Source organism: Plebeiibacterium marinum (assembly GCF_026013615.1).
GTDB lineage: Bacteria > Bacteroidota > Bacteroidia > Bacteroidales > Marinilabiliaceae > Saccharicrinis > Saccharicrinis marinus_A.
On record NZ_JAPDPI010000028.1, the window covers coordinates 18,890 to 39,143 of the forward strand.

The following is a 20,254-nucleotide window of genomic DNA, read 5'->3' on the forward strand; positions in this document are numbered from 1 at the left end:
TAGGTTTAGTGTAGTATTGTTGTTGTCATTACCTATAAGATGCAAAAAAAGTTTTTTATTTTAATTGTTGCAGTTTCATTAATTGGAATATATTTCTTCGCGGATCTGCAAATTTCTCAAAAAGAAAGAAAAAAAGTTTTATCTGTTTCGTCTGAAGATATTATTCAGCAACAAATAGACAGGAAAATTGAAAGAAGAAAAAATGGTTACGCAAAACCAGCCGATAAGCCTGATAAGTATGTAGAGTATAAGCAAGCTATGAAATCAGGCTTTGGCAAGCTTGAATACCCCAAAAATTATAAGGCCAAAGAATTGAAAGCCGCTATTGCCCATAAATCTTCATTAAAGCGGACTACAGAAGATTTGCCATGGGTTCAACGAGGGCCTGGTAATATTGGTGGAAGAACAAGGGCAATTGTTGTTGATCATTCAGATGCAACTCAACAAACATGGTTTGCTGGTGCTGTTTCCGGGGGAATCTGGAAAACATCTGATGCAGGATCAAATTGGGAGTTGGTTTCTCCAGATATTACCAATATGAGTATCAACAGTATGGCAATGGCACCTTCAAATGCTAATGTTATCTATGCCGGAACAGGTGAAGGGTATTACAACCTGGATGCTGTGCAGGGGAATGGAATGTATAAGTCTGTTGACAATGGGGTTACCTGGAGTCAGATTGCTAAAACAACCAATACTTCCTTTTTTCATTATGTGAATGATATTGTTGTTTCCCCTTCGGATGAAAATATCTTGTATGTAGCAACAAACAGGGCTGTTACTAAATCATATGATGGAGGAGATAATTGGAGTAATATTACTCCCCAACAGGGTGGCGATGGTCGGTACCAACGACTAATCATGCATCCTTCGGATGAAAATATTTTGTGGGTGACATTAAACAACAAGGGAGTACTTAAATCTACCGATGCCGGAGCAAGTTGGTTCCAGGTGCTGGATATTTCGGGAGAAGGCAGGATTGAATTGATGGTTTCCAAAGTGGATGCTGATATGTTGTATGCATTAAACCAGGATTCAAAATTGTATTATTCAAATAATGGAGGCGAAGACTGGGCCGAGTGTGTTGAGGGCTCTACTACAAATTTTTTGGGTGGACAAGGATGGTACAATAATGTGATTGCTGGTCACCCAACTGATGAAAATAAAGGATTTATAGGAGGGATTGATTGTTATAGTTTTACTCTGGGATCAGATATTTCCGGATCAGGGAAGTTAGCTTATTCTCTGGTAAATGGTATGTCTTCTCTTATTGAAACAGGTAATTTTTATGGGACACATGAAAACGGTGGACTTAAGATTTATGATGCCTATTCAGGAATCACTGATGATATAGAAATACAATTTGGATCAGGGCTTACTCAAAAAGCACACCGTTTGAATTCAACTTCATATACATACGATATAAGTACTGATTTGCCATCGTTAGAATATAATAACTTCATTGATGTGCCCTTTAAGGTAATAAGAACTGATGGTACAATTAATACGCAGTTGGATGCTTCTTTTATAGATTCAAATGATAATGGCATTTTTGACCTGACTGCAGCTGGTTATGAGGTTATTATAATTCATGGATATTCCTATTCTGGTGTTGCTAATACGAGTGTTGTTGAGAATAATGGAAATTCCAGTGTGATGGTTGCTCTTTATCCTAAGTTGGTGGATTCAGCAGTGTGGGATGAAGCTTCTTTACCAACTTCAAATATAGAAATAACTCCATTTAATTTGTATAACAGGAGTTTAAGTACAGATCATCTAACTGTTTGGCATACATCTGGTGCCAGCAATTATTCACATGCCGATCATCATAATATTACCATCCTTGATGGTGTGGGTTCTCCATTTTCAATATTAGTAGGTAATGACGGAGGGCTCTTTTATTCCTCAGATGCTGGAATAAACTGGTCTACTAAGTCACAAGGATATATAACAACACAGTTCTATGGCATAGCCCGACATCCGGAACAAAATATATATTTTGGAGGGATGCAGGATAATGGCTCGTATATTTCATCAGCAAATCCATCAGTAAGTAGTGATTGGGATGAAGTACTTGGAGGAGATGGATTTGATGTGGTATGGCATTCCAGGAATCCTGATAAAATTATAGGATCGATATATTATAATGATTTATCCAGATCGTCGGATGGTGGTGCAACCTGGGAGGATATTCATAACAATATCGGTGATAATACAGAAGAAACAGCTCCCTTTTTAACTAAGATTGCCAGTTCAAAAATAAATCCTGATTTGCTTTTTGTAGCAGGGAAGTCCGGATTGTGGCGATCGGAAAATTTTGGTACTAACTGGGAAAATATTTCCATCGGATCCGATTGGGGATGGGGTGGTGGAGGATACCCTAAGATGGCCATTAGTGAAGCTAATCCTGATGTTGTTTGGGCTGGGATTATCATGAATAGTGATGGTACAGGTGGGTATACTACTGGTACTATGCATGTATCAACTGATGGTGGCGGAACTTTTTCCAGCGCAGTAAATGCAATGGACTTGGGGGCGGTGTCAAATATAGTTACGCACCCCAATGATGCCAATACAGCTTATCTTTTGTTCTCTTATTCTAATTGGCCAAAGATATTTAAAACAACTGATCTGGGGCAAACCTGGGAAGATATTTCCGGCTTTCACACAACTGACGGTGAAGGCAATGTTATTTATGGGGCTGACTACAGTTTTAGTGGTTTTCCGAATGTGGCAGTAAACACCATGTTGGTTATGCCTTTTGATGAAAATGAATTGTGGGTGGGTACAGAAATCGGTCTGTTTATTTCATATGACGGTGGAGGATCCTGGGCACTTGCCAATAATGGAATTCCTGCTGTTTCAATTTGGGATATGAAAATTGTTGGTGATGAAATAGTGGTGGGCACACATGGTTTGGGAGTGTGGACGGTGCAGCGGTCAGGATTATCTACTGTTGATTATAATCCATATTTGAACGGGATCGGGGTCAATCCAAACGGGAATTATACATTAGAGGTAGATTGTAACGTGGCCTATGACAAACTTGAGTTATATGTTGATGAGGAGTTGATGGAAACTTATTCTGGTGTTGAAGTTGGTATACATCAGTATGTTATTGATGCCAATATGTTGGAGGGTAAGCAACGGGTTAGAGTGTTGGGCTATGTTGAATCGGATTCTTATTCTTCAAATTCGTTGGATATTCCTGAATCACAATTGCTTGCTGTAAGAACAAGTTATTCAAATACTTTTTCAGAAGATTTGGATGATTTTTATGGGAATGGCTTCGCCATAAATGGAAATGGGCTAAATAATAACAATGCCATTGTTACAGATCATCCATATCCCGAAAATACGGATTTGTATTATACTTTAAAATATCCCATCACAGTTTCGGGTGAGCAGGCTATGGCATTTATCAAGTACCAGGACATTGCCTACGTGGAAACAGGAGAAGATGGAATAGAATACCCAGATACAGACTTTTATGATTATGTGGTAGTTCAGGCATCAAAAGATGGTATAAACTGGGTAGATCTGGCGCCAGGATATGACTTTAATTATAACAATGTTTGGAATTCCGGAGGTAGTCAATATTCAGATACCCCAACTTATGCAGATTACGCAGACCATACTATTGATTTATGGGATAGCTTTAATGCAGGAGATGTAATTATTGTGCGTTTTAAATTGCATTCAGATCCTTACACAGTAGGATGGGGATGGGCTATAGATAATTTAAGAATCCAGGAAGATATATCCTCAATTTTCTCGAACAAGGGATATGATTTTAGTTTGGATATTTATCCAAACCCATCAAAGGGTAATATTAATATAGAAGTGGAAGAGACTTATGTTGGAATGGTTAATATAATTGTTTATACCATTTCCGGTAACAAAGTAGCAGAATATTCAGAATACAAAGAGTCAAGAATATTTAATAAAAATATCTCATTGGATCATCTTTCAAAAGGTAGCTATATTGTTAAAGTTGAAATGGGGAAAAAACAAAGTTCAGAAGTGTTGGTCATAAAATAATGGAAAATATTTCCTTAAAAAAGGTTGTCAGCTTCGATATCCTTTTTTTAGAATTAAGACAGCATTAATTTGTGGATAAAATGTTGTAATTTAGACTGGAAGAAGAGGCGGTGGGTTAACTGTCATTAAATCAGTTATTAGTGCAAAATGTTATTTAGAATCAATAAAAATAAAACAATAAAAGATGTTAATGTCTTTTGTTTGTGTTTCTGATCTTTTTATATTTGTTAAACATTAAGTGAAAGAGAAAGAAATTGGTATAAACGCGCAATACATTACACCATGACAACAATGCAATTCAATGAGAAATTATTGAGCCTACAGGATAAACTCAAGTATTTTGCACTAAGTTTGACTGCCAATGAGGAAGATGCAAATGATTTACTTCAGGAGACAACCTTAAAGGCTCTGACATACAGAAAGCAATTTGTATCTAATACAAATTTTAAAGCCTGGGTGTTTACAATAATGAAGAATACCTTCATTAATAATTATAGAAGAGTTCAAAAAACACGTAGTACTTTTGAATCTGCAGAAGATGCATATAGGGTTGCGTTTAAAGGCAATTATGCATCAGAAACACCAGAAATGGTGCAAGCTGTTAATGAAATGAACCAAAGTATAGAAAAACTGGATGATGAATTCAGGATTCCGTTTACAATGCATACCTCTGGATATAAGTATAAAGAAATTGCCGAGGAACTTGATTTACCAATAGGTACTGTTAAGAGTAGGATATTTTTTACACGTAAAAAACTTCAGAATATGTTGGAAGAGTAGTATACTTACTTATAAAGAGATATTTATTTATAGGATATGCAGGATAGGTTATTATTACTTATCTTGCATTGTTTTTTTAATATAGAGCATATGTCTGCAAAGATTTCTAAATATCAGAGGTTGTATAACCAAATCAAAGAATTAACAGCACCCGTTAATAATCCGGTTTCGCGTATGGCTACCATTAGTGCAATTTTGCATCATAAAATGAAGGGTTATTTCTGGACTGGTTTTTATTTGTTGGATAAAGGAGAATTACATGTGGGACCTTATCAGGGGCCCTTGGCATGTTTGCGTTTAAAAAAAGATACCGGCGTTTGTTGGGCCGGAATTAATGATAAAGAAACGGTAATTGTAAAAAATGTAGAAGAATTTCCGGGACATATTGCTTGTAGTTCGTTTTCAAAATCAGAAATTGTAGTGCCATTGTATAATCAATCTAATGAGATAGTAGGGGTGCTTGATGTAGATAGCCGGGAGTTATCGAGATTTGACGATGAGGATAAGGAAGGGTTGGAAAAAATTGTGGAATTGGTTTATCAATAACAAAGTAGATAGGGGGCTAAAAACAAGGAGGGAGTTGTAGATAGGAGGCGGGGAATGTTTTTTTACTCCTGAAATTTATTTAGAGAAACACTCCTTAATGCAGAAAGAAATAAAAATATGCTTATTGGTGATTTTTACCTTTTGTCTGCCACTGGTTTTACTGGCAGAGGAATCGGTATTAGATAAATTGCATAGAAAGCTAAAGAATGCATCATACCCTGAAAAAGTAAAGGTGTATAATCAGTTTTCGCGCTATTATTTAACAACGGATGCTGAAAAAGCAGTTAACTACGCTCAATTAGCTCTTTCTATAGCTAAAGAAGTTAACGATAAAAAGGGTGAAGCAACAGCCTACAGTAACCTGGGGATGGGTTATTATTTTTTAAGTGAGTATGAAGAGTTGCTGGATTATTACAAAAAATCATTAAGTACTTATAAGTCAATAGGTGATCAGGAAGGGATTAGTACGTTAGCTACAACTTTTTATCGACTTAGGAATTTTCAGCAATCGCTGGATAATTATAAAAGGTCATTGCTTATTTTATTGAGTGAACAGGATTCTCCCAAAGAACAGGTTGTTGAAACCTATGAGAATATAGGTAATGCCTATAAAAACCTGGGCGATTATCATCTGGCTTTGGAAAGTTATACCAAAGGACTTGATATGCTGAATGATTCAACTGATGACAAAACCATTTTATGGGGAAAGATTGGTGAAATTTATTTTAATCTCGAAGAATATGATAGTGCGCTAGAGTATTTCATCCTGCTTTACGACCAAAAAGTATTGAGAGAAGACCTTCCCGGGATTTCTGAAGTGCTCAACAGGATGGCAAGTACTTTGTATTTGAAGAGTGATTTGGTTAGGTCAGAGAAGTTGTTCGATGAAGCTTTGCAACTGCAAATATCTTTAAACGACCATTTGGGAGCATCTGTTTCGTTTATGAATTTGGGAAAGATATCTAAAGACCGCAAACAGTATCTTAATGCTATTTCTAACTATAATAAAAGTATAAAGCTAGCTCAGGTTATTAACAATAAATCGGTATTGCGTACCGATTATATGGAGTTATCAACTCTTTATATGTTGCAGAATAACTATAAAAAGGCTTATGAATATCAGGTACTATATTCTGATATATCGGATTTTTTATCTCAGGAACAAAAGGTAGAGGAGTTTACCAATACTTTAGTGGTGAACGACCTGGAGAAAAAGAATCAGGAAAATGCAATTTTGCAGGCTAAAAATGAAAACTACAGATTAAGGCTTGAAAAAGAAAACCTGTCTAAGTGGAGGATGTCGTTTGGCTTTACCATTTTGGTTATTTTAATATTGGTTTTTATAATTTATTACCGATACTATTTAAAAAGAGTCGAAAATAGGAATCTGGAGCATAGGATAAATGAAGCACTGAAAAAACAAGAAGAGCAACAGCAAATAATAGTTCACCAATCCAGCCTTTCTTCGTTAGGAGAATTGGCAGCAGGAATTGCCCATGAAATCAATCAGCCCATCCAAAATATTTCATTGTCTGCCGAAGGGATTAAGTTTGAATTGTTGGAAAAACAACCGGACAATGCTTTTCTGAAGCAATCTATCAATGAAATATTTGAGGATATAATTAGGGTAAGGGAGATTGTTGATCATATCAGGGTGTTTTCGAGTGGCCAAAAGGAAAGTGTTTACGAAAGTTTTTCGGTGTCGGATTGTGTGGAGTCTGCAGTATCGATGATTAGAAGACAATATCAGAATCATAATATTGAGTTGTCGCTTTTTCTTAACCATAAAATTCCCCAGGTAGTCGGAAATCCTCATAAAGTTGAACAGGTTGTGCATAATTTGTTGTCGAATGCCAGAGATGCTGTGGAAGAGCGGTTTGGGAGAGAAAGTGGTTTTGTGAAGAAAATCAGTATCAAAACCGGAGAGGAAGGTCAAAGGGTTTTTATTGAAGTTAGAGATAATGGAATTGGTATTCCGCAGGATAAAAAAACAGATATATTTTTACCTTTTATAACCAGTAAACAGTTGGGTAAGGGAACCGGTTTGGGACTTTCTATTTCTTATAGCCTGGTAAATGAAATGAAAGGGAGAATCGAAGTGCAGAGCCGTGTTATGGAGGGTACCAGCATGAAAGTTGTTTTCCCTGTAGTCACTTCAAATATAAACAAGTTTGCACCCAAATAACATACGAATCAAGCTCTATGGATAATTTGAAAATATTAATACTCGACGATGAAGTAAGGATTACAGAGAAACTTAAATATCATCTTGAAAAGAGAAACTTTAATGTAAGTACTGCCAATACACCCAATGAAGGTTTTGAAATGCTGGAGAAGCAGCGTCCAGGGATTTTAATATTGGATATTATGCTACCTGGTATGAACGGACTGGATGTGTTGGAAAAAGTTAAAGCAGAATATCCCAACACTGAAGTTATTATGATTAGTGGTTATGGAGATATGGATATGGTAATAGAGGCCATGAGAAAGGGTGCTTCTGATTTTATCCGTAAACCATTTCAGGTAATGGATATTCAGGTGGCAGTAGAAAGAACCAGCAAATTTGTTGAACTGCAAAACAAACTTGAAAAGGCAGAAAATCATGGTTCTCTGGTTTCAAAAGAGTTGGAAGGGATAATTGAAAAGGATTTAATTGGAGAGAGTGATGCCATAAAACGGGTTTTGAAAATTGCTTTGAAAGCAGCAAACGATAAGGATGTAAATGTATTGGTAACAGGGGAGAATGGTACGGGTAAGGAGATAATATCCAGGATTATACACTACGGTAGCCCCCGGAATGAGCAGGTGTTTGCCCCGGTAAATAGTTCTGCTATTCCCTCAACATTGTTAGAAAGTGAGTTTTTTGGTCATGTAAAAGGGGCTTTTACAGATGCCAGGGAAGATAAAAAAGGTTATTTTGAATTAGCAAACAACGGAACCTTGTTTTTGGATGAGATTGCGGATATGCCTTTTTCGTTACAGGCCAAATTGTTAAGGGCTATTGAGGAAAATAAGATAAAGAAAGTGGGTAGCAATAAAGAAATACCAGTTAATGTAAGGATAATATCAGCTACCAATAAAAACATAGAAAAGTTAATTGAGGAAGAAAAATTCAGGATTGACCTTTATCACAGGATAAATACTATCGAAATAAATATTCCCCCTCTGAGAGAACGGCCTGAAGATATCGAACCATTGTTGATCCATTTTGTCCAGTCCTTTGCAAGAAAGAAAAAAATGGAAGTGCCGGGAATATCAAACGGATTGATAAAAAAACTGCAAACCTATCATTTCCCTGGTAATGTTCGTGAACTCAGAAATATGGTTGAAAGGGCTTTGATCCTGTTTGAGGGTGATGAGTTGCTGGCGGAAGATTTTCCTTTAAAAGGAGAGGGAAAAAAGCAACCTTTAGTAAATGAGAACTTAAGTTTGGACCAAAATGAAAAATCGTTGATCATTGAGGCTCTTAAAAGATGTGCTTTTAATCAAACCCAGGCAGCAGAATTATTGCATATATCAAGGGATGCATTAAAAAGGAAGATAAAGAAATATGAGATTCTAATTGATAAGCAGATTGTTTAGCTCAAAGTTTGATGTTTTTTTAACTACCATTGTATAGGTTCCAGTCCTTTGCTAACTAAAAAATCATTGGTTTTACTAAAGTGCTTATTTCCTAAAAAACCTCTGTGTGCAGATAGTGGCGACGGATGTGGGGATTTTAGAATATAATGCTTTTTGTCATCAATGTACATTGACTTTTTGCCGGCATAGGCTCCCCATAAAAGAAATACAATATTCTCCTTTTCCATGGCCAACCGTTTTATTACGCTGTCCGTGAATTCTTCCCATCCTTTTTTTTGATGAGAGCCAGCCTGATGAGCCCTAACGGTTAAAGTGGCATTTAAAAGCAAGACACCTTGCTTCGCCCACCGTTCCAGGTTTCCGCTTGCAGGAGGAGTAATTCCGCAGTCGCTATTGATTTCTTTGTAAATATTTACCAGCGACGGGGGAATCTTAATCCCGTCATTAACCGAAAAACATAGTCCGTGAGCCTGGTTTACATCATGGTATGGATCTTGTCCAAGTATAACCACTCTTGTTTTTTCTAAAGGACATATGTCAAAAGCATTGAATATTTTTGCGGCAGGAGGAAAAATGGAGTGAGTTCGATACTCGTCTCGGACAAATTCAGTAAGCTTGATAAAATATTCTTTTTCAAATTCTTCCTGTAAAAGTTGTTTCCAACCTGCTTCAATTTTTACCTCCATTGTAATGCTGCTTTAAAAAGATGTTCAAAACTAATAGAAACGATTAAAAGAGAAAACTAATATGATGATTTTTCATAGGGTATTCTGTTTTCTTATTGTTTTAATTTAGAGGAAAACCTTATTTTAGCAACAAATTGAAACTACATGAGCCGATATTTGTTAGTTGTTACTTTGCTTTCGTTTTGTTTTTTAACAAGTGCCCAACAAGAAGATTGGTTTGAAGAACTGGATAAGGAATTAGAAAAGGAGTGGTATTATGTGCAGCAAAAGGAGCAACGAATAGACTCGTTAAAACGTCTTATCTCTGTAAATAATACAAATGGTAAAGAGTGGGAGCGTTATCAGTTGTTACGGAAAATAGCAGATGAATATACGGTATATGTTTTCGATTCAGCCATGTATTATTATCAAAAAGCAATTGAGATGGCGTACCGGATTGATCACCGGGGGGCTATAGCCGAAAGTTTATCTGAGTATGGACATTTGTTGGTTTCAGTAGGGTATTACAAGGAGGCTATTGATAGCTTGAATTCAGTAAAGGTATCAGATCTTGAAAGAAATAACCTTCAGGACTATTATAGCTATCGGGTAAGGGCTTATTATGATTTGGCTGATTATATTCAGGATGGATTTTATTCACCTAAATATCGTCAAATGGGGCATGCTTATGTAGATTCGGTGCTTAAATATAAGGATGATGCAGATTTACGGCCATTAATGACTAAGGCATTTATGTTTATGGTACGATGGAAGCCTGACTCGGCGAAATATTATTATCAGTTGGGTTTTGATCATTTTAATCCGGATATGCACCAACAGGCCATGCTTTATTGTAGTTTGGGGTATATAGAGATGGAAAAGGGGAATTTTGACCTGGGGATTTGCCATCTGGTGAAATCGGCTATTGCAGATATAAAATCTGTTACTAAAGAAGCTACAGCATTAAGGACTCTGGCAACTTATCTTTATGAACAAGGAGATATACAGCGTGCTTATAAATACATTTTGATCGCCAAAAGGGATACTGAATTTTTTGGTTCCAAGCATCGGAAGCTACAGGTTTCAGATGTTTTTCCATCCATTGAGGGAGCTAAGCTTTTGTATGAAGAAAAACAAAAAGAAAAGGCCATAAAGTATGTGTGGATTGTAACACTATTGATAGTTGTAGTTACGTCGTTTTTAATAATAGTCTACCGTCAATTGTTCAATGTAAGAAAAATATGGGTTTCAATAAGTAAGAATAATACGGAACTAAGAGCTTTGAACGGACAGCTGCAGGATGCTAACAGGATAAAAGAAAAGTATATTGGTCATTTTTTTAATACAAGTTCCGGGTATATTCTAAAGCTTGAAAATATATCAAAGGCCTTAAATAAACTGTTGGTTGCAAATAATCCTCAAAAACTAAAATCAGTACTTAAAGAAATAAATCCAAAGAAAGAAAGAGATCTGCTATTTCATAATTTTGATGAAGTGTTCCTGTCGCTATTTCCTGATTTTATAGGTGAAGTTAATACTTTAAACAGGCCGGGGGATATATATATATTAAAAAAAGGGCAATTACTAAATACCGAACTAAGGATCTTAGCACTGATAAGGTTGGGGATTGATGATAATGAAACCATAGCAAAAGTGCTGGATGTTTCTATCAATACGATTTATACATATAAAACAAAAGCAAAGAACAAGTCAGAGCTTTCTACCGAGAATTTTTATAAAAAACTGAATGAAATAAAAACAATCCAGGTGAATTGATCTGTAACGCATAGGTTTGAACAGATGTAGAAGAGATTCGAAATATTTACATTTTTTCACATTTAATTACATATTTCTAATTTTTTGAATATCTTTGTCTTCGTAAAGTCTCAGTAAATCTAAAATTTTTTAATATGGGAGTAATAGGTATTGTAGCATTACTAGTTGGAATTTTAATTGTAAGGAGAGAAAGATCAAAACTTGTAGAAAAGTTACAAGCTATGCAGAACCATTAATCTATTTTAATGCATACTTGGTAAAACAAGGAAAAATAGGTAAGAAATTGAAAGAGGGCCACCCGAATACGGGTGGCTTTTTTTGAATTTTAGAATCTGATTTTTACAGAGTAATCAACTCTCCAAACAGGTCAGCGTTTTCCGCCACTTTATCTTCATTTCCATAAACACAAATTGCATCCTGATTTAGTACATCTTCAATCATTTTCTTCATGTCTTTGATATCTTGTGCGGTTGTTGTCAATACTGCAGAACGTTCGGCTTTTAACTCTTCCGCACTGGTTTTTTCAAAATAATATTGAATGGCTAAATCCCCTTCTTCAGATGCCGTTCTCGGGCGGTCCATTCTAGAGATTGTACCGATGATAAAGCGAGTCATTTCTTTGTTGTCGGCATTAAATCCTTCAAGGAAACCAGGTGTGTTATTGTAATTTTCAAGAGTTTCTTTAAGGTTTGGATCCCGGTATGAGGCAAAATAAATGTTACCACTGCTGGCAATGCCGCAAAAACCTCCATAAGCACCACCAATAACCCTTACTTGGTTTTGTAGCCAGTCTCGTGATAAAATCTGATCCAATACTTTCATTTTACCCGAATATTCATACCCCAGTTTTTTGTAATTATATCCCTTAATAACATATTGCACTTTAGATGCAGTTTTCATTCCTTCATTCTTTTTTGCAAAAGTAAAATTCCAGTTATTGTGTTTTAGTTTGGAAGAAGGAAGGGATGCAACAAAATCAGATATGCTTGCTGTATATCTTTCCAAATCTTTTTGGTCGCAAGTTACTGCACTAATTAGGTTTTCCCTGGTAAATAATAAAGCCGCCGTTTTTTTCAGGTTAGCAACTATTTCTTCTGATTTTGATTCAAAGTTATCCGACAAGTCTGTTATAAATCTATAATAACTTAATCCTCGTGTTTTTTCACTATACATGCCGTTTGTTGAATAATATGATTGCAAACGGTACATGGCATATCGGATTCCATTGTTCTTGATATCGGCATCAACACCAGCCTGGTGACGGGTAATCAATTCTTTTAATCTGGCAATATCGTTTAGTTTTGTATTATTGATTATTTCACCGGTTAACTCAAACATCTTTTCTACCTTCTCGTTAGTGGCTTTGGCAGAGAATGTAAACATTGGTAGTATGTTTTCATCCTCGTGCTCCTGTAAAAATGTTTTCAGGGGCGTATGGAATCCTCCGGTATGTATATTTAGTGCATTGTCAAGTTCTCCGTAAGTGTAATTTTCAGTATTCATCATGCCTGTAATGTATGATAATAACCTTGCGTAAGGAATAAGATCCTCGGGAAGTGTGCGGACATCGAAGAATAGGTTACTATAAACAATGTTGTTGGTGAAGACATTGTGGTGTAGTATTTTTGTGTCATCTATCAATTTTTCTTCCATGCCAAACCATTCAATATCATTTTTAATGTCGGTAAGTTCAAGCATTGGAATAGTTGCCACTGCTTCCGGGCTGTCTTCTGTTTTTTGATACTCTATTAATTCCTTGGTTTGTTTAATGAGTTGTTGTTTCTCCGTATCGCTCAAACTTTTTTTGTATTCCTTTAATTCAGCTATGGTTGCATCTTCAATTTTAGCTTGCAACCCTGGTTCTGGTTTTAGAACCATGAGCAGCGAGTGGGTGTTGTTTACAAGATGTTTTGTTATAATTGATTCTAACAGGTTTGTTTTCAGTGTTTCCTTTACTTCAGCCAAAGGTTTGCTAAATTCTAAACCAAGGAATGGGTTGTTGGCAAAGAACCAGGGCTGATAGGTCATAGAGAAATACATAATCCCTTTTTGTGAGGAGTCGCCTTCTTTAAGGTTAAACTCCATCCTGTTTAAAATTCCTTCAACCATCTTTTTATCAAAACCTTCTTCAGCTACCTTTTTCATCGTGCTAAAAACAATTTCTTTAAATCGGTCTTTGTCCTCAGGATTTGCATTTTGAACGGTTATCTGAAAAGTATTTTGTTTTGCTTCACTAAGATATGCACTAACGTCACGACCAATTCCTGCTTCCTGAAGTGCCAGGCGGATTGGGGCTGTTTCATGGTTGACCAAGGCGTCAGAGAGCACATCAAAAGCCATAGTTAAAGTTCGGTCGGTACTTTGTCCTGCTACAAAGCTTAAGCTTAAAAAAGTTTGGTTTTCTGTTGGTGAACCTTCCTGAACGGCATAAGTTTTCTCTGCTTCCTTCATTCTGTCAAAAGGTTTTTGTAAAGGTATTTCAATTTTTTCAGGAGAGATGGTGTAATTAGAAAGGTATTTTGCATTGATAAACTGTAGTTCCTTGTCCAGGTCGGCATTTCCATATAACAGAATATAACTATTCCCAGGGTGATAAAACTTTTTGTGGAAGTTGATAAATTCTTCATAGGTCAGTTGGGGGATGGCAGCTGGGTGACCACCTGATGATGCACCATAGCAATTGTCTGGGAAAAGGATTTTGTTTATCTGATAGGAAAGTTCTCTTCGAGGATTTGAAAAAACGCCTTTCATCTCATTGTATACAACTCCCTTATAAACTATATCGCCTTCCGGGTTATCCAGTTCGTGGTGCCATCCTTCTTGCTGAAGTATTTTTGGATCTTTATAAATTAATGGGTTTAAAACGGCATCCAAATAAACATGCATCAGGTTAAAATAGTCTTTATCATTCATGCTTGCAACCGGATAGGTTGTTACATCAGAGCCGGTCATCGCATTTAAAAAAGTGTTTAACGAACCTTTAGACAGTACATCGAAAGGACTTTTTACCGGGAAGTTCTTTGATCCGTTTAAGACACTATGCTCCATGATGTGGGGAGTTCCGCAATCATTGTCGGGCGCTGTTTTAAAAGCAATGTTGAACAATTTGTTGGGATCATCTGCTGCTATCTTTAATAATTGTGCACCACTCTTTTCGTGCTTAAATAGTAAACATTCAGCATTTACTTCGTTAACAAACTTTTTTTCTATTAGAGTGAATCCATGGTACATTTGGCCAGTTTTAAAGTTTTCCTTAGGTGAGCATCCTGTTATAATGGCGATAAAAGCCAACCACAAGAAAATGGTTAATTTCTTCATAAGTTGAAAAATTTATAAGTTTTTTGTGAATTGAATAGTGTATTTATATATTAGGTTCATGCAAAATATAAAAAATATGCGAAATGCTACCTGTTTAATATCATGTTGTTATAAGTAAAGCATGAAGTTGATAAGTTGGTGGCGATATTGGCTTATGGATTTTTCCATGCAGATTTATATAAGTAATATTTATCAGGAGGGGACTGTATATCATGGCTAGGTGTCGGCAGATTGATGGATTTTCCTCCCAATTTGAATGATATGTCGAGGTGGACAAATAGTACTGGTTGTATTTTTGATTAATTATAATAATCCGTATTTGCTGAATACAAGAGCAGTTAGTTGTTTAAAATTAAATTAATATATCAGGCATGAATAAAAAAAGCTACTTATTTTTGATTTTGTTATCTATGATACTACATCCGATATGGAGTCAAAAAAAATCTACAGAGAATAATTACGAAGGATATCTTTTTGCCTATTTTGAAGGATCAGGAAATAGGGCTAAACAAGAGCAGTTGCGTTATGCAATTAGTTCTGATGGTATTAATTGGGTAGCACTTAATAATAATGATCCCATTGTTAAGTCAAGTGAGGTGACCCAAACAGGTGGTATACGTGATCCATATCTGTTAAGAAAAGAGGATAATACCGGTTATTACCTGGTAGCTACCGATATGAATACGGTAAAAAACGGATGGGGGAATAATCCAGGTATTGTTTTAATGAAATCTGCAGATTTGGTTAACTGGCAAAGTACTGTTATTGATTTGGCAAAACTTTATCCTGAAAAGTTTAAGAATGTAAAGTGGGTATGGGCACCTCAAGTGATCTTTGATCATAAAGCAAAAAAGTATCTGGTTTATTTTACTGTAAGATTCCATAATGATGATAAATTAGATTTTTATAGTGCTTATGTAAATGATGATTTTTCTGAATTTGAGAGAATTCCTAAACTCATGTTTAGTCCCAGGTATGGTGGAATAGACGGTGATATTATTTATAAGGATGGTGTGTATCATATGTTTTTCAAAGGAAATACAAAAGATGAAAATGGAAACGAATTTGAAAATGGAATCAAACAGGCAACAAGCAGGTCATTGAAGGGGCCGTGGAAAGAGGATTTTAAATATTTAGATGCCTATGCGGATACATCTGTGGTTGTAGAAGGTTCGAGTGTCTTTAAATTGAATGATTCGGATGAATATATTCTTATGTATGATTTGTATAGTGCCGGGAGGTATGAATTTCAGCGCAGCAATGATTTATATAACTTTACAGTTAATCCTGAATCGTTTAGTAAAAATTTCCACCCGAGGCATGGCAGTGTAATAAGTATTACAAGAGATGAAGCCCGAAAGTTGCATCAACATTGGCCGGAGGTACCAACCTCACTTCTGCAACCAGGTAAAGGCGGTGATACTTTTTGTTTTAAGAATGAGGGCAACCCTTTAATTAAACATCATTATACTGCTGATCCGGCAGCTTATGTAGAAGGGGATACTCTTTGGTTATTTGCAGGCCATGATTTTGCAGGAGGTCAAAAGGGGTACAAAATGAAAGATTGGCTTGTCTTTTCTACATCAGATATGCAAAACTGGACAGAGTATCCTGTGCCATTGAAAATTACAGATTTTAATTGGGCTAAAAGCGGAGATGCTTATGCCGGACATGTAACTAAGCGTAATGGGAAGTATTATTGGTATATCAGTACAAACTGGTCCGGGATTGGTGTGGCGGTAGCAGATAGACCAGAAGGCCCTTATCGGGATGCGCTTGGTAAACCATTGTTAACCAATAAAGATTGTTTTGATTCAGACCATTCTTGGGCTTGTATTGATCCGGCAATTTTTATAGATGAGGATAATGTTCCCTGGATTTTCTGGGGTAACAGGCATTGTTATTATGCAAAACTAAAGGATAACATGATTGAGATTGATGGTGAAATACAAAGAGTGGATTTTGAAGGGATGAACTTTACAGAAGCACCATGGATTCATAAGTATAACGGAAAATATTATTTGAGTTATGCAACTGAGTTTCCTGAAAAAATTGCTTATGCTATGGCAGATAGAATTGAAGGGCCGTACGAGTATAAAGGGATATTAAACGAAATTGCCGGAAATAGCAATACCAATCACCAGTCTATAGTAAAGTTTAAAGAACGGTGGTACTTTATTTATCACAATGGTGGCCTTAACACAAATGGAAGTAGTTATAGTCGTTCAGTTTGTATTGATCCTTTGAAGTATAACCATGATGGAACTATCCAGAGGATAATAATGAGTACCGAAGGTGTATCAGAGTAAAATGCTGGATCAGAGACTAGATAAATAGAATATATATAAGAAAAACAGAGGAAAGATGAAAAGAAATCAAATGTTATTAATGCTTATCGTTTTAGCGTTTTTAAGCTCTTGTGGAAATTCCACAAAAAATTCAGGGAAAGAAAATATTGAAGAGCAGGATATGTACCTGTTGGCTTATTTTAAAGATGATACCCATAGTTTGCATTTTGCTTTAAGTTCAGATGGTTATACTTTTTCAGATGTAAACAAAGGAAAGCCTGTGATTGCAGGTGATACTATTGCCAGTCAGAAAGGGATCCGTGATCCGCATATCACAAGAGGGGCAGATGGTGCTTTTTATGTGGTGATGACAGATCTTCATATTTTTGCTAAAGACTATGGTTTTCGTAATACTACATGGGAGCGACCTGAAGAAGAGTATGACTGGGGTAATAACCGAGGTTTTGTGCTAATGAAATCTTTTGACCTGATAAACTGGACTTATAGTAATTTTCTTTTTGATGAAGCATATGAAGATTTGAAAAATATTGGATGTGCCTGGGCTCCGCAAACAATTTATGATCCAGAGGCTAAGAAGATGATGGTTTATTTTACAATGCGCATAGGTCATGGATTAACAAAAATGTATTATGCTTATGCAGATGATGATTTTACAAAGTTGACTACTGCTCCAAAATTGTTGTTTGATTACCCCAAAAAAGATATTCAGGTACTGGATGCCGACATTTCGCAAATGTCAGACGGAAGATATTGTATGATGTATGTGGCTCAGGAACGACCAGGAGGTATTAAAATGGCATTTTCTGACCATATTAACAGGGGATATGAGTATGTAGATGAGTGGATAGACAAGGAACCCGGATCGTGTGAAGCACCAAATGTTTGGAAACGTTCAGGAAGTGATAAATGGGTGTTGATGTATGATATTTTTAGTATCAGGCCTCATAATTTTGGGTTTGTTGAAACATCAGATTTCGTTCATTTTGAAAATCTTGGACATTTTAATGAAGGGGTAATGAAAACAACCAATTTTACTTCCCCTAAGCATGGATCTGTAATTACAATTAGTTTGAAAGAGGCCCAGGTGTTAGCAGATAATTGGGGGATGGATATCAATATAAAAATGTAATTGCCCAAATATGTACATCTTTTAGGTAAGTTGGACATTATACCGGAGCGATTTTGCTGGATAAAATGATATGTAAGGATTCAATAAAGAGTAGTCTAAAGATCTTTATATAAATAAAACAAATTTTAAAACTACCTTTAGTCAATAAATAGGATGATAATATGGCAAGGTTTTTAAAAGATCGCTCCGGAGCCAGTGGGTTAGCCCCCGGATCACTGGTTTTTATCGGCAAGCAAAAAATGGAGCAGCCTGTTCTTCAGGTAATCGAATATAATACTAAAGGTTTAAGCGAAAAAGAAATTGCCTCTCCTAAAGAAATTGAAGCTGAAGTTTATAGGCCTGGTGTAACATGGCTTAATATTTACGGACTTCATGATATAAAGTTGATTGAAGAACTTGGGGAGGTGTTTTCAATTCCTGTTATGTTGCTTGAAGATGTACTAAATACAGATCAACGACCAAAATATGAAAGTTTTGACTCTTTCGATGCCTTTATATTAAAGATGATTCGTTATGATGAATCAGCGCAGAAGATAATAGCTGAGCAGGTGACTTTAATCTTAGGGCAGCATTTTGTGATAACAATTCAGGAGAGAAAGGGAGATGTGTTTGCTCCTGTACGGGATAGAATAAGGAATTCAAAAGGACGAATTCGGGGTAAAGATAATGACTATCTGGCCTATGCTCTTATGGATGCTATGGTTGATAATTATTCAATAGCCGTTGAAACTATTGGTAAGAAAATAGATGATTTAGAGCATAGGATATTTCAGTCTAAAGACGCAGGATTAACAGAAGAGATTTATAAATTAAAAACAGAGCTTAATTATTTACGAAAATCTGTTCGTCCTGTAAAGGAAGTAATTACCAGTTATTTAAAATCGGAAAGCCCTTTCTTTCATGAAAAAAACAAGGTGTTTCTTAGGGATTTGAATGATTTGGTAACCCAGTCTTCTGAAGCAATTGAGTTGTACAATAACCTGGTATCCGACCAATTGAATATTTATAATACAAATATGAGCAACTCTTTAAACCAGGTAATGAAAGTGTTGACCATATTTGCATCTATTTTTATACCTCTTACCTTTTTAGCAGGTATCTACGGGATGAATTTTGAATATATCCCAGAGTTGAGTTATCGATATTCATATCCTATATTTTGGGTAACAGTAATAGCTACCGGTATTGCATTGTTGATATATTTTAAAAGGAAGAAATGGCTCTGATAGAAGGGCGGGTTTAAAAAACTTTTATTTTTTCAATGTTTTATGTTGCATGATAAAATATTTTTCTATCTTTGCATCGCCTTTGGAAAAAAGGCATAAATGATGGTCTCGTAGCTCAGTTGGATAGAGCAACAGCCTTCTAAGCTGTGGGTCGCAGGTTCGAATCCTGCCGGGATCACCAAAGCGGGGATTTTGTCATTATTGATGAAATCCCCTTTTTTATGTCCTTCTCTGTACCTTGCCAGTTCAGGGATTAGAGAGAAAAAAGAATTTACACGAGGGGTTCGAACTTGGTTGTTTTCGTGATTGTAGTAAATTCCTTCGGGGAATAGCATTTTTTGGAATACTTTCTTACTGTCAATACTAAGTGATTCCCACATATTCAATAAATTAGAACTTATTTTAGTGACAAATTTCAAAGCTTTATTGAGGTTCGAACTATAATTGCCCATTGAATTTAATTCTTGCTCAATTTCGATGATTTCTTTCTCGAATTTAGGCTTAAACTTATCATATAAGGAACGGTCTATTTCTCCGATAACAAATCTTTCTTCGATTGCATCCAGTTTCTTTTGTACCTCACTTCTTTGTGCTTTAAGCTTTTTAGAATCTTCACTTTTCGATTTGAAAAACACATTCATCTGTTCTGATAGTACTACCTTGATTACTTCTTGCTCATCTTTGTCGATATGAAAAGCAGAAACTAAATTCTGAAACATCTGATGCAATGATTTGGCACTTTTATTCACTCTGCAACCTTTCGTTCTGCATTTGTAATAGTATATGCCTTTTTTCTTTACTAAATATCCTGTCATTGGTGTTCCACATTTCTCACACTTGGTAAATACCTTTAATGGTAAGTTCTCATTGTCTTTATCATGC

Annotated in this window: 11 protein-coding genes and 1 tRNA gene; 10 read left to right on the forward strand and 2 right to left on the reverse strand. The window is 35.9% G+C overall.

The genetic code is table 11. The annotated features are described in order from the left end of the window. Nucleotides 1-39: 39 nt before the first annotated feature. From OM074_RS13620 to OM074_RS13640, 5 genes are all read left to right on the forward strand, one after another. Entirely contained in the window at nt 40-4,041 is a 4,002-nt protein-coding gene (locus OM074_RS13620; protein ID WP_301200319.1) for a T9SS type A sorting domain-containing protein, read from the forward strand. A gap of 282 nt (nt 4,042-4,323) precedes the next feature. Continuing rightward, nucleotides 4,324-4,821: a sigma-70 family RNA polymerase sigma factor gene (locus OM074_RS13625; protein ID WP_301200321.1), complete on the forward strand. Its 498-nt coding sequence runs from the start codon at nt 4,324-4,326 to the stop codon at nt 4,819-4,821. A 90-nt stretch (nt 4,822-4,911) separates the two neighbouring features. Next, the gene (locus OM074_RS13630) at nt 4,912-5,367 is read left to right on the forward strand and encodes a GAF domain-containing protein (protein WP_301200323.1); all 456 of its coding nucleotides are present in this window, start codon (nt 4,912-4,914) and stop codon (nt 5,365-5,367) included. Between the two features lie 97 nt (nt 5,368-5,464). After that, on the forward strand, nt 5,465-7,552 hold the full coding sequence (locus tag OM074_RS13635; RefSeq protein ID WP_301200324.1) for a tetratricopeptide repeat protein: 2,088 nt from the start codon (nt 5,465-5,467) through the stop codon (nt 7,550-7,552). A 17-nt stretch (nt 7,553-7,569) separates the two neighbouring features. Next, on the forward strand, nt 7,570-8,949 hold the full coding sequence (locus OM074_RS13640) for a sigma-54-dependent transcriptional regulator (protein WP_301200326.1): 1,380 nt from the start codon (nt 7,570-7,572) through the stop codon (nt 8,947-8,949). Nucleotides 8,950-8,972: 23 nt separating this feature from the next. Here the strand turns inward: OM074_RS13640 and ung are convergent, their stop codons facing one another. Continuing rightward, on the reverse strand, nt 8,973-9,635 hold the full coding sequence (ung, locus tag OM074_RS13645) for a uracil-DNA glycosylase (protein ID WP_301200328.1): 663 nt from the start codon (nt 9,633-9,635) through the stop codon (nt 8,973-8,975). 144 nt (nt 9,636-9,779) lie between these two features. On the opposite strand from ung, the gene susR reads away from it, so the two are divergent. Continuing rightward, on the forward strand, nt 9,780-11,390 hold the full coding sequence (gene susR / locus OM074_RS13650) for a SusR family glycan utilization regulator (protein ID WP_301200330.1): 1,611 nt from the start codon (nt 9,780-9,782) through the stop codon (nt 11,388-11,390). Between the two features lie 339 nt (nt 11,391-11,729). On the opposite strand, the gene OM074_RS13655 is transcribed toward susR, so the two are convergent. Further along, the gene (locus OM074_RS13655) at nt 11,730-14,708 is read right to left on the reverse strand and encodes an insulinase family protein (protein ID WP_301200332.1); all 2,979 of its coding nucleotides are present in this window, start codon (nt 14,706-14,708) and stop codon (nt 11,730-11,732) included. A gap of 371 nt (nt 14,709-15,079) precedes the next feature. Here OM074_RS13655 and OM074_RS13660 point away from each other — a divergent pair, with 371 nt between their 5' ends. The 4 genes from OM074_RS13660 to OM074_RS13675 all read left to right on the forward strand — a co-directional run bounded on the left by OM074_RS13660 (nt 15,080) and on the right by OM074_RS13675 (nt 19,553). Continuing rightward, nucleotides 15,080-17,017, forward strand: a complete 1,938-nt coding sequence (locus OM074_RS13660; protein WP_301200334.1) for a family 43 glycosylhydrolase — start codon at nt 15,080-15,082, stop codon at nt 17,015-17,017. A 55-nt stretch (nt 17,018-17,072) separates the two neighbouring features. Next, nucleotides 17,073-18,146 (forward strand): glycoside hydrolase family 43 protein, encoded by a 1,074-nt coding sequence (locus OM074_RS13665; RefSeq protein ID WP_301200336.1) that lies wholly within the window; start codon nt 17,073-17,075, stop codon nt 18,144-18,146. A 161-nt stretch (nt 18,147-18,307) separates the two neighbouring features. After that, on the forward strand, nt 18,308-19,372 hold the full coding sequence (corA, locus tag OM074_RS13670) for a magnesium/cobalt transporter CorA (protein WP_301200338.1): 1,065 nt from the start codon (nt 18,308-18,310) through the stop codon (nt 19,370-19,372). Nucleotides 19,373-19,476: 104 nt separating this feature from the next. Continuing rightward, nucleotides 19,477-19,553 (forward strand) — tRNA-Arg (locus OM074_RS13675). Nucleotides 19,554-20,254 lie beyond the last annotated feature (701 nt).

What these genes read in the sequence shown, in the direction of transcription:
- OM074_RS13660 (WP_301200334.1), top strand. Translation starts at nt 15,080, where the DNA reads ATGAATAAAAAAAGCTACTTATTTTTGATTTTGTTATCTATGATACTA.
- ung (WP_301200328.1), bottom strand. Translation starts at nt 9,635, where the DNA reads ATGGAGGTAAAAATTGAAGCAGGTTGGAAACAACTTTTACAGGAAGAA.
- OM074_RS13620 (WP_301200319.1), top strand. Translation starts at nt 40, where the DNA reads ATGCAAAAAAAGTTTTTTATTTTAATTGTTGCAGTTTCATTAATTGGA.
- OM074_RS13625 (WP_301200321.1), top strand. Translation starts at nt 4,324, where the DNA reads ATGACAACAATGCAATTCAATGAGAAATTATTGAGCCTACAGGATAAA.
- OM074_RS13655 (WP_301200332.1), bottom strand. Translation starts at nt 14,708, where the DNA reads ATGAAGAAATTAACCATTTTCTTGTGGTTGGCTTTTATCGCCATTATA.
- corA (WP_301200338.1), top strand. Translation starts at nt 18,308, where the DNA reads ATGGCAAGGTTTTTAAAAGATCGCTCCGGAGCCAGTGGGTTAGCCCCC.
- OM074_RS13640 (WP_301200326.1), top strand. Translation starts at nt 7,570, where the DNA reads ATGGATAATTTGAAAATATTAATACTCGACGATGAAGTAAGGATTACA.
- OM074_RS13630 (WP_301200323.1), top strand. Translation starts at nt 4,912, where the DNA reads ATGTCTGCAAAGATTTCTAAATATCAGAGGTTGTATAACCAAATCAAA.
- susR (WP_301200330.1), top strand. Translation starts at nt 9,780, where the DNA reads ATGAGCCGATATTTGTTAGTTGTTACTTTGCTTTCGTTTTGTTTTTTA.
- OM074_RS13635 (WP_301200324.1), top strand. Translation starts at nt 5,465, where the DNA reads ATGCAGAAAGAAATAAAAATATGCTTATTGGTGATTTTTACCTTTTGT.
- OM074_RS13665 (WP_301200336.1), top strand. Translation starts at nt 17,073, where the DNA reads ATGAAAAGAAATCAAATGTTATTAATGCTTATCGTTTTAGCGTTTTTA.